Annotated in this window: 10 protein-coding genes and 1 pseudogene; all 11 read left to right on the top strand. The window is 38.2% G+C overall.

Going from position 1 to position 11123, the window contains the following annotated elements; translation table 11 throughout:
* The first annotated feature begins 99 nt into the window (after positions 1-99).
* The 11 genes and pseudogenes from IPI15_RS07725 (at position 100) to IPI15_RS07680 (ending at position 11110) form a co-directional block, all read left to right on the top strand.
* The gene (locus IPI15_RS07725) at positions 100-1788 is read left to right on the top strand and encodes a M12 family metallo-peptidase (protein WP_287419776.1); all 1689 of its coding nucleotides are present in this window, start codon (positions 100-102) and stop codon (positions 1786-1788) included.
* A pseudogene (locus tag IPI15_RS19820) lies at positions 1745-1843 on the top strand (hypothetical protein); the annotation flags it as partial. The gene IPI15_RS07725 and the pseudogene IPI15_RS19820, both read left to right, overlap by 44 nt.
* A 12-nt stretch (positions 1844-1855) precedes the next feature.
* Positions 1856-2464, top strand: coding sequence for a T9SS type A sorting domain-containing protein (locus tag IPI15_RS07720; RefSeq protein WP_287419775.1), 609 nt, complete (start codon positions 1856-1858; stop codon positions 2462-2464).
* Positions 2465-2507: 43 nt separating this feature from the next.
* Entirely contained in the window at positions 2508-3383 is an 876-nt protein-coding gene (locus tag IPI15_RS07715; RefSeq protein ID WP_287400463.1) for an outer membrane beta-barrel protein, read from the top strand.
* A 41-nt stretch (positions 3384-3424) separates the two neighbouring features.
* A complete protein-coding gene (locus tag IPI15_RS07710) occupies positions 3425-4336 on the top strand; it encodes a double zinc ribbon domain-containing protein (RefSeq protein ID WP_287419773.1) in 912 nt (303 codons plus the stop codon).
* 8 nt (positions 4337-4344) lie between these two features.
* The gene (locus IPI15_RS07705) at positions 4345-5601 is read left to right on the top strand and encodes a protein kinase domain-containing protein (protein WP_287419771.1); all 1257 of its coding nucleotides are present in this window, start codon (positions 4345-4347) and stop codon (positions 5599-5601) included.
* A gap of 20 nt (positions 5602-5621) precedes the next feature.
* Entirely contained in the window at positions 5622-6635 is a 1014-nt protein-coding gene (locus IPI15_RS07700) for a hypothetical protein (protein ID WP_287419769.1), read from the top strand.
* Between the two features lie 39 nt (positions 6636-6674).
* Positions 6675-7412 (top strand): MotA/TolQ/ExbB proton channel family protein, encoded by a 738-nt coding sequence (locus IPI15_RS07695; RefSeq protein ID WP_287400458.1) that lies wholly within the window; start codon positions 6675-6677, stop codon positions 7410-7412.
* 20 nt (positions 7413-7432) lie between these two features.
* Complete coding sequence (locus tag IPI15_RS07690) at positions 7433-8728, top strand: protein phosphatase 2C domain-containing protein (RefSeq protein ID WP_287419767.1); 1296 nt, start codon at positions 7433-7435, stop codon at positions 8726-8728.
* Entirely contained in the window at positions 8725-10446 is a 1722-nt protein-coding gene (locus IPI15_RS07685) for a serine/threonine-protein kinase (RefSeq protein WP_287400456.1), read from the top strand. Before IPI15_RS07690 ends, IPI15_RS07685 begins: the two co-directional genes overlap by 4 nt.
* A 10-nt stretch (positions 10447-10456) precedes the next feature.
* Complete coding sequence (locus tag IPI15_RS07680; RefSeq protein ID WP_287400455.1) at positions 10457-11110, top strand: outer membrane beta-barrel protein; 654 nt, start codon at positions 10457-10459, stop codon at positions 11108-11110.
* The last annotated feature ends 13 nt before the right edge of the window (positions 11111-11123 follow it).

The raw sequence follows: 11123 nt of genomic DNA, 5'->3' as shown, positions 1-11123 counted from the left end.
CCTACACCACACCATATCTTGCAGTCAAATTACATGAAAGAGCATCACTCTATCATCTTAATCAAAAAAACAAAATTGTTATCACAAAAATTTTTACAAATGAAATCATTAATTTTTAGTTTACTTCTGGTCCTATCGGTATCAAGTAATCATTTGAATGGACAAGCCCTTAAAGTTTATAATGACCTGTTCAGCATTTCAAAAAATCAAAATTTTGCTGCATCGCGCAATTCAGCTGTTCATTTCCTGGATTTGAACAAAAAGTCTGTAAATGACCTGTTTAAAAATGGCAATAAAGCAGTATCACTATCATTGCCTTTTACTTCTGAAAAAACAATTCAAGTAGATCTTATCGAAGCCAACATTTTCGCGGATAATTTTACTGTGGTCAACTCAAAGGAGGATATAATCAACTTGCCATTGGGCAGACATTTTAGGGGAACAATCAGAGATAATGAGCATTCATTTGTAGCTTTTAGCATCTTTGAAGATCAGATTTTTGGCATCATGAGTGATGCTTCTGGCAACTATAACGTTGGTAAAATAAAAGGTGCTGAGACATATGCATTTTACAATGACAGGGAAACTGCTTTTGACCAACATTACGTATGCTCAGTAAAAGATAAACCTCTGGAGCATGATATCTCAGGTGAGCAGCCTATAGAAGAACGTAATGCAAAAACAGTAAATCTTTATGTAGAACTAGATCATGATATAATTATAGCAGCAGGCTCTGTCAATAATGCAGTGAGCTATGCCACTGCGATGTACAATCAGGTTCTAGCGATGTATGCCAAGGACGGAATTACATTCAAGGTTTCAAAGATTAAAGCCTGGGATACAGCGAGTCCTTATTCATATGACCCAAATTCAGAAGATAAGACAGGCGACTATCTTGTGTCCTTCCAAAAAAACTCAGGTGCATTTGAAGGAAATGTAGCTCAGTTGATCACACTTCAAGACATTGGAGGTGGCGTTGCTACAGGATTCAATGCATTGTGTGCAAGTGAACCGGATAGTTCAAAATGTATCGCTGGCGTAGATGGTACTTTTGAAAATATACCTACTTTCTCTTGGGACGTACAGGTATGCACACACGAAATCGGACATTTATTAGGTTCCCGTCACACGCATGCTTGTGTATGGAATGGCAACAATACAGCAATTGATGGATGTGCAGACTATATAGAAGGACAATGTAACTTACCCGGTTATCCTGCAGAAGGCGGAACCACTATGAGTTATTGCCATCAGCAATCCGTAGGAATCAATATGTCTCTTGGCTTTGGGCCTCAACCCAAAAATTACATTCTTAACAGAATCAATAATGCCGCTTGCCTTGGAGGCGGAAGTGGAACATTGACTGTCAACCCAACCTTTATAACGATACCGCCTTCTGGTGATTGTCAAAACATCGCTGTGACTTCTTCAGCTCCATGGCAGTCAGGATTTGACACAGACTATCCTCCTTTCTTTTTAACAAGTGCAGCACCTCTTTCAGGCACCGCCAGCGCGACAATCAAACTCTGTGCTAGTAAAAATACGCTTCCTGTTCCTTTATACACAAGACTTTTTATATACGATGGAACGACAGAGATACCGGTCATTATTCGTCAGGATTCTGTTCATGAGCCTACAGCTGTTTTCTATCCAGTTAACGAAAAAATCACCCCATTCACAAAAGAAACCTTCAGCCTAGATATCCTAACTAATACTGATTGGAAACTTATACAAAAGGAATACGATCAAAAAATGGGTCACTATCAAATCAGCAAAATCCGGTACTAAAAATGCAGAATTTACCGTACAGGTTGAGAAAAATACAACACCGTTAAATAGATATTCCAGAATCACGATGGTTTATAACAATGGGCTGGACACGACATACTTTACTATCTCTCAACCTAGCGAAAATTCAGGTTACCTGAATGTACCTTCTGAATTCACAGCATTCAAAGATGAAAATACCTATGGATTTCAGGTACTTTCTGACCTAGATTGGGAAATAATCAATGACAATCCATGGATAAAGGACATCGCTCCTTTGAAAGGTAAAAAAAATCAAATCGTAACATTGACTGTAACAGACAACGACCAGGGTGTAGAGAGATTTGGCACACTAACATTTATAGCTAAAACAATCGGCAATGATTCTATTGTAAAAACTGTCAACATCAATCAATTGAAAGAGCGTTCAGGCAACTCTAATATTAAAGACAAGGTCTATCCTAATCCTGCAAGTGATTTTATCAACATTGAATTATCCACAGTGAAAGAAGAACAAATAGATGCAAAAATATATGACGCTTCTGGCAGAATAGTCAAAGTACTTGAACAAGGCAAAAAGATATTTGGTGCATTCAATCACAGATATCAGATCAATGATCTGCAACCAGGATTCTATACAATAACTATAAAACACGGCGATTCTGTAATAAAGGAAAAGTTAGTCATCATAAAATAATCACCAAATACGATTATCATTCATCAATACTAAAAACATTAAAATGAAAAATATATTAATTCTAATAATAGCAATAACTCTTGCCTCCTCTTCTTTACAAGGCCAACTTTATGTCGGCGCGAAACTTGGACTGGCACCATCTCTAATGAGCTTCGAATCACAACCAAATCATAAAAGCAGCCCTATCTTTCTCAATCCTCTCGCTGGTATAATGGTAGAAATTCCAATCGTATTTGGTTTTTCTATACAACCGGAAGTTCAGTTCGTCACCCGTGGAACCAAACTTAAAGCGATTCGCACAGGCAATAAAGCAAAAGCTATCATAGCTGAGGGAAATTATTTTTCAGATTATTCCCTCGACAATCTTGCTGAACCTGAAGATCGAGACAATGGTAAGGCAGATGAAAAAGAACGATTTGACTTGCCGAACCTATACGAAAACATCAAAATCAAACTTAACTATGTTGAAAGTCAACTGATGTTTAAATATGAATTCATCGGAGGATCCAATGGCCTATACCTTGAAACAGGTCCATTCTTTTCCTTAGGAATTGGATCCAAAGGCACTAGCACAATCGTAAACCAAGATGGCAAAAAAACATCTGATAATCAATTGATTGCCAATGACGCCTCCATCACTGAGAACTATACAGACCTTTTGAAGTCCTATCCAAACGATCTACTACTTGATTTCAAACCCTTTAAAGGAGACCGACAAGAATTCCAATTTAAAAAATCAGATATGGGTATTGCCGTTGGAGCAGGTATTTACAAAGAACTCGATATGGGAAGGTTATATTTTGATGCACGCATATTATGGGGTTTAAAAAACATCAATGGAAAAGCCAATAGTTCAGCCTCCATCAAAAGCAGGTCGGCACAGTTCTCAATTACATATCTCTTCCCTTTAGGTGGATAGGCAAGGGAAAATTTGTATTCAATTTTAAAAAAAATTATCAGATGAAATGTAAAAATTGTGGCACACAAAACAGTGCCCAAGCTTTAAAATGCAGCAATTGCAACGCTCCCCTGGATGGTTCTATGGTAGCGGCAAGAACTTCCGATCCCCTTCATTCAGGCAATGTTACTTGCAAGAATTGTAACGCTACCAATGCCGCAGATGCCCTTAAATGTCATCAATGCAATGCACCGTTGGATGGTTCTATGGTGGTAGATCACAGCAATCGTGCTTCACTGGGTGACTCTCAGGTCATGTGCAAAAACTGTAAAGCTACCAATCCTGCAAACGCGCTCAAATGCCACCAATGTAATGCGCCATTGGATGGATCCCTGGTCATAAGAAATAGCTCACCTGTTAAAGAGGCCAAAATAGATAAGTCAACTACTGCCATCCACCAACAGCTTGGTCAGGATACAAATAAGTGCCCTGGATGCGGCTATCCTAATCAACCAATGGCCGAAAATTGTGTCAAATGTGATACTCCATTAAAGGCACAATCAGCCCCGGTAGTTAAGCAAGTAGAATCAACAGTTATTGCTGTAAGGGACAATACCTCGGCTCCTGTTAAAACTCGCAAAGCAATGGATTTGACTATTAATCCATATGCTGAGCAAGCTGCAAAACCGGCTAAAAGCTTTTTAACGCCGTTGCATTCAGACCTTAGTGCAGAAAAGGGCCCAATTACACTTGATCAGAAAAGCAACCACCTTACTAGAGAGCAGCTGGATCCTTCCAACACAACCATTACTTCGTCAGGTCAGGCGGTGATCAGCTTTGATAACGGCGCATGGACCATAGAAGATACGAGTGCTATGCAAACTACTTTTATCAAAGTAAGTGGAAAGGTTACTTTAAACGAAGGTGACATCATACTGATGGGAAATAAAATGTTTAAATTCTCAGCCGAATAATGATGGAAATGACGACCCAACATACAGAATCCTCCTGGCAGGCATTGATCCAAAATACAGAATCTGTACATGGATACAAGTTGATGTCAGTCTTGGGCGAAGGTCGATTTGGTATCGTTTACAAAGCACAACGCATTTCAGACAAGGATTTTGTCGCAATCAAATTCTTAAAAGTCTGGTCAGTTCCAGATCACGCTCAAGCAAATCTGATAAAACGATTTGAACTGGAATTCGAAACTGGTCAGATCGCAAGTCAATACCTGATCAGATCTATAGAGATGAATCAACTGGAAGGAATACCCTACTTCGTAATGGAATTCTGCAGTGGCGGCAATCTTGAAAGAAAGATAGACTCAGGTATTTCATTAGCCGAATCATTGGACGTGGCTGAAAAGATCCTTACCGGACTACAGGACTTACATATGAATGGTAAGATCCACAGAGACCTCAAACCAGAGAATGTACTTTTCGATTCTGCAGGCAATCCTAAACTAACAGATTTCGGTATATCAGGTCATATCAACATACAGCTGACCGTCGTCAACAATGAAGGTAAACCTGAACAGATCTTTGGTAGCTACGCATATATGGCACCTGAACAATTGTCACCGGTCAAGCGAAAGAATACTTTGCTTCCGACAATTGATATTTTTTCATTCGGCGTGGTGTGCTATGAGATGATCAGTTCAAAGCTGCCTTTTGGGCCATGGGAGACGCATGACGATATAGACCCATATATACGCAAGGCTTCAAAAGGAGATTTTGTTCCTTTTGAATCATCGCTCAAACTGGATCCAACCTGGAAAAAGATCATCGCAAAGTGCCTTTCATCTGACAGAGAAAAACGGTACCAGAATGTAGGAGAGGTTCGAATGGATCTCAAAGGACAGCATTTCTCGAATGACAATATGCCTTGCACTTCGGATTTCAAACTAAGGATTCTGGATGGTGAAGAATATGGAAAACTATATGAAGTAGCCCTGGAAAGAACTATCTGCCTGGGAAGAAGATCCTCTTCAGTTAAAAATGAAGTGGTGCTGGAAGAAACCATATCCAATTACATCTCAAGAAGACATGCCACTTTCGAAAGAATTGGCAATGGAATATTCATCAGAGATGGACAGTGGAATAATAAAATACAAACATGGGTGACCTCTAAAAATGGCACCTATGTAAACGGAATACTGATAGGTAGCCTCGCAGGCCACCATTTACACCGCAATGACATAATTACCGTAGGAAATACATCGATCAAAATTTATTAGAAACTTAATTTAACAATATTATGCGTAGAGCAAAAGAAATTCACTTGGTCAACATATCATTTATAGATATGCTGGCAGGCGCACTGGGAGCGGTCATGATACTCTTTATCATCGTACCTAAAGTGTCCTTTTCCGATCTTGAAAAGATCAAAACACTAGATTCACTTGCCATCAATAAAGCCAACATGGATAGCATGCTTGTTTCCCTGAAGTCTGTAGTTCCTGAAAAAGAATATCAAGACCTTATTCAGAGTTCGGCAACCTTGCAAGCTTCCATTGAGGCACTCAAAGTGGATGTTGATAATGTTCAAAGTGCCTTAAAGCGAAAAACAGATCAATATAACAATGTTGCCAAAAAATATGATCAGGCGATGGCAAATATTAATAGCCTGAATACACAGCTCAAGAATGCCCCTAGTGCAGCCCAATACAATAAAATGGCAGCAGAACTTAAAGCTGCGAAGGCGGCCAAAGTGGAAAAACTACCTTCCAAACCAGCACCGAGTAACAAGCCGATAGCTTCTGCACCGGTCGTCTCAAGTAAAAAAGAGCCTGATGCAGCTGCCGTAAGGGATGAAACACCGGGTATCGGCGATGCCATCTTTGGGATAGATCCTCCACTGACCATTATGATCAATTGGGAAGATAAATCGGATAAAGTACACCTTTACATGAGGCAAAGTGGCACGAGCAACTGGGTATTCTATCAAACGAAAAGAAGACGTGCAAGCTTTGGAACTTGGGACAACAGTTTAAGGAAACTCACCAGCAAACCATTTGAAGCAATCGTACAGAAAGACCAATTGGTGCCAGGTACATATGAGATTTACGCTCAGCCACAGACAGCTAAAGCAGGTAGCGTGGATGTGACAGGATTTATCGCAATGAAACTACCGGATAAACCCATCAAGAAGTATAACCTTTCTGCTAAGAAAATCAATATTTCAAAACCACCTTATACAGGTAGTTCTACAGAGACATTGTTGGGAAGCCTGACAGTAACTGCGGACGACATCACCTGGAATCCAAACTAAACAATCCAAAACTTAATAACAAACTAAAAATTAAAAACAATGAATACCAGAATAGCAAACTTGATCTTAACCGTTATCATCACCACAGCTTTAGGCCTTATTCTTTCCATCTCATATTCTTATGCTCCAACGAGATTGTTAAAATTACTTGGTGGAGAGATGCCGCATGGTCTAATTCAGATGGCTACTTATTTCTTCTTCTTCTACGGAATGTTGGAAGTCCTCAGGTTTTACAGATATGTAGATTTTCAAAAGAAAGGATTAGTGCTTAATCTGCTTCCAGAAAAAGAGCAATTCGTAATATCTGCTGATGAGGTGAATGATCTAAAACTAAAGATGGTCGATCTTGAAAAAGGGCATCCTTATCTTATCCTGGATATGATCAAAAAAGCATGTACCAAGTTTCGATCAAACAAAAGCGTCGGTGAAGCACTTAGTATCGTCACTACACAAACCGAGATTAATTTAAGAAACACAGATTCTGAGCAAAACCTGGTCAAATACTTCGCATGGGCTTGCCAGTCCATTGGTTTAGTCGGTACGGTATTGGGTATCGGCATGTCACTTCAGGCAGCCAATGAGATCTCCAGCCAGGAAGGTATCGACAAAGTAACAGGATTGCTAGGTGTCTCATTCGACAGTACTTTGATGGCCTTGTTCTTGAGTATTATACTTATGTATGCCTATAGCCTTGTGTCAGAAAAAATAGATAAGCTACACAGTGACAATGAAAACTATGTCATTGAAAATCTTATCAACAGGATCTACAGCAAATAATATTTAAAAAAGCCAAGACCGTGCTACTACAATTTTCAGAAATAACAGATATCGGGGCCAACAGGACGTCGCAGCAGGATAGCATTTTGTCTATTCCTCAACTGATCCACAACAATGATTCCCTTACAGATCAAGATTATTACGATGATTCTAATGCTTCCATATTTGCAGTAGCTGATGGCATGGGTGGGGGAAAAAGTGGAGACCTGGCATCACAATTGGCCATAGAAGGTCTTAGTGAATATGTTTTAAAGCACAAAGAACTCTTACCTAATGATTCTTACTCACTTATAAATAGTGCAATCTATCATGCTAATGAGCAGATATTAAGCCACCTGAATTTTCATCCTGATGATTTGAGTATGGGCTCCACCGTAATGATGGGGCTCATACAGGATGAAAAATTGTTCATTGGCTGGGTTGGAGACAGCAGGTGTTATGGCCTAGACAAACAAGGCGAACTCACTCAATTGTCCCATGACCATTCTTTTGTTCAAAGCCTTGTTGATGAAGGAAAAATCACTCAAGAAGAAGCATTTGACCATCCAAATCGAAACATAATAAATCAAAGTCTTGGAATGCCATCGATCATTCCATCTTTCGAAATGTTTGAACTAAATAGCTTCAGCAAAATATTACTTTGTTCTGATGGATTGAATTCTATGCTCACCGATACAGAAATACGGAACATACTACTAAAGGATCTTCCAGTAGATCAGTTAAATCAGCAACTAGTAGATTTGGCAAATGAAAAAGGAGGAGATGATAACATATCTTCTATTCTTATTCATCTGTATCCCAAAGAAAAAATAAAAAATGGGACTTCTGAATCGCTTGTGAATCCAATTGTCAAACCTTTTAAAAGAAAAACCACATGGATTTTAACCTTAATTAGTATTTGTCTTATTTCACTTTTCGTCCTCGTATTTAAATATCAGACCAAGCAGAGTTCCACTTTAAAACCTGCTAAAATTGAAGAAAGAAAACAGGCTTCAATTAATGATAATTTAAATACAGACAATTCCCTTCCGGCGCAAACTGTGGCTAACCAAACAACTAATCAGGATACCATATCTAACAGTAATAAAAGTTACTATATCAGAATCAAAGTATTCTCTAATAAAAAGCAAGCTGATGCGCTCGCCAAAACTTTGGAAGGAAAAAACGATCAGCTTAATTATGAGGTGAGATTGTCAGGTGAAGGGCTATATGAGATCTGTCTGCTAGACTTCAAATCAAAAGATGATGCAATGAAGTTTCTGGAAAAGAGCGCATATCCGGATGCAGTAATTCTCTATAAAAATGTAGTACGATGAACATTTCAGAAATATTTCACAATCGATACGAATTGATCCAAAGAGTTGGCACCGGAGGCTTCTCAGAGGTGTGGAAAGCACATGATATGCGCTCTGGCATGGAGGTAGCTATTAAAATATTTCGCAAACAAGACGACGAAGGAATATCATTGTGTAAAGAAGAGTATCTCAAGGCTTTCGAAATGTCTCATCCTTACATCATGACGCCTTTTCATTTTGATGTGGATCACGACAGACCTTATCTTGTCATGAAATACTTAACTGGAGGTACACTGGCTGCAAAAGAAGGTAAATTATCAAAAGAGGAAGTGAGGCGATTGATCACCCAATTGTCATCAGCACTACAATACCTGCATTTTAAGACAAATCCTATTATTCATGGTGATCTGAAACCCGATAATATCCTCATCGACGAAATGGGCAATTTCTTTTTGACAGACTTTGGCATCAGTACCAGACTTCAAGAGAAATTTACTGAGACCATGCTGATGTCCTCACAGTCTAGTTTGGGTAAAGGCGTCACACCAATGGCATACCGTTCTCCGGAACATTTTAAATATAAAAACTGGTCACAACCGCAACTAACCAACAAGGCAGATATATGGTCTGCTGCGGTCACTATATATCATACTTTATACCAACAATTGCCCTTCAATGGCGAGGGAGGACTAGGTCAATTGATTATGATGAGAAGCGGAAATCATGAATTAGAAGAAGTGCTTGACTTTCCTGAGATCGTTGAATATGATGAATTTATTCCTTTGTTGACTGCTTGCCTTGAACTTGACCCAATGGATCGTCCATCTATACTTAATACAGAAATATTACCAAAACCTAAGTCAGAAATTGGTGATGAAAAAGTGTTGACGGCGACACCATTTACTCCGGGAATTCAAAAAACAGAAAATAAGAGAGAATCAAATAAATACATATATATATTACTTCTTTTTTTCGTCTTGACGGCCATTGCTATAGCTTTTACATTTAAAAAAGATGGTAATCCTTCCTTAAATGATCAAATAAGATCTGAACCCAACGCGCAACAAGTGATAGAAATATCTGACGACACACTGACGCACATGGGTCTTGTAGATCCTACTGGGAGAAATGATAAAGAGCTCACTTCATCTCAAGCCAATACTGAGCCAATAACAGATAATTTAAGGAAGCATTCTAATTCAGAACTCAATACTCTTAAAACAAATAATAAAATTATTCAACAAAATGAAACAAATACAAACGCTGATCTATCTCAAAATAATGTAATGACTCCTGAAGAGAAAGTCAACATTCAATTACCGGAAACTAAGACACCATTAGAAGAGAAAAAGATTGCAATTCCTGAATTAAAAGAACCAAATAAAAGCAGTAAAACTGCAGTGATCAAACCAAATATTTCCATTCCGTTGATGTTGAATGAACAGATAAATAATTCAGATAATTACAAATCAGGATCAAAGATATCCTTCATTGTAAATGAGGATGTGATTAGTTATGGCGACATAATTATAAGAAAAGGGACTGAGGTCTTTGCTGAAGTAAAAAAGAAAGGTGATAAAAAAATAAGTATAAGATTTCCTATTGTCTACACTTCAGGAGGCACAAAATTAAAAGGACTGAATCTGGACAATTTTGAGATAAATATTGAAAGTGACAAAAAAGGTAAAGTGTTCCGACCAGTAACCTCCTCCTATCAAAAAAATGTATTAATCAATTAAAATATAAATGATGAAAAAAATTAAATACACGTCTTTAACAACTACTGCCTTGTTCATAATTTTGTTTAATTTAAGTGCAATTTGCCAGGACAGTTATCAGTCTTCTACTTTCAATGGTTTTGGAATTAGAATTTCAGCATTAGGAGATTTTTGGAAAGGAGAAATCATTACAGACAAATCAACATTTGGAGGCGGTATCGATGCGACAGCAATGTATGGTATTGGCGAGGTGATTGGTATTTATGCCGGATATCAAAATATATTTCCGGTATCGTTAGAACCCAGCGAAATTGGATATTTGATCTATACAGACAAAGTAAAACATCAAAATTTTACTGCCGGATTGATGGCACATTTGGGGTCAACCTCAAGCAAACTAAGATATACTGTATTAGCAGGAATTATGGCAGCACAATCAACTACAGAAATATTGCAAGATCAATTTGATATTCTTTTAGATATAAAATTAAAAGGAGTCGGATTAAATGCGGGAGTAGGTCTTGATTATTTCGTCTCTCCATTCCTTTCAACATCACTTTATTTTAATTACAATTCCGGTAATTATAAAAATTCAGAATATCTCGGAATCACATATAAGGAGTCACTTAAATGGTCTCGACCACAGGTCGCATTGGGTATAAGCTACCACTTTGCAGGCAGATAATTGTTTAATTGTA

The sequence above is a fragment of the Candidatus Brachybacter algidus genome (assembly GCF_016707225.1).
Classification (GTDB): domain Bacteria; phylum Bacteroidota; class Bacteroidia; order Chitinophagales; family Saprospiraceae; genus Parvibacillus; species Parvibacillus algidus.
This window is presented reverse-complemented; position numbering and strand designations above follow the sequence as displayed.

Coding starts and splice junctions, on each gene's coding strand:
- IPI15_RS07725 (WP_287419776.1), top strand. CDS start 100: ATGAAATCATTAATTTTTAGTTTACTTCTGGTCCTATCGGTATCAAGT.
- IPI15_RS07720 (WP_287419775.1), top strand. CDS start 1,856: ATGGTTTATAACAATGGGCTGGACACGACATACTTTACTATCTCTCAA.
- IPI15_RS07715 (WP_287400463.1), top strand. CDS start 2,508: ATGAAAAATATATTAATTCTAATAATAGCAATAACTCTTGCCTCCTCT.
- IPI15_RS07710 (WP_287419773.1), top strand. CDS start 3,425: ATGAAATGTAAAAATTGTGGCACACAAAACAGTGCCCAAGCTTTAAAA.
- IPI15_RS07705 (WP_287419771.1), top strand. CDS start 4,345: ATGACGACCCAACATACAGAATCCTCCTGGCAGGCATTGATCCAAAAT.
- IPI15_RS07700 (WP_287419769.1), top strand. CDS start 5,622: ATGCGTAGAGCAAAAGAAATTCACTTGGTCAACATATCATTTATAGAT.
- IPI15_RS07695 (WP_287400458.1), top strand. CDS start 6,675: ATGAATACCAGAATAGCAAACTTGATCTTAACCGTTATCATCACCACA.
- IPI15_RS07685 (WP_287400456.1), top strand. CDS start 8,725: ATGAACATTTCAGAAATATTTCACAATCGATACGAATTGATCCAAAGA.
- IPI15_RS07680 (WP_287400455.1), top strand. CDS start 10,457: ATGAAAAAAATTAAATACACGTCTTTAACAACTACTGCCTTGTTCATA.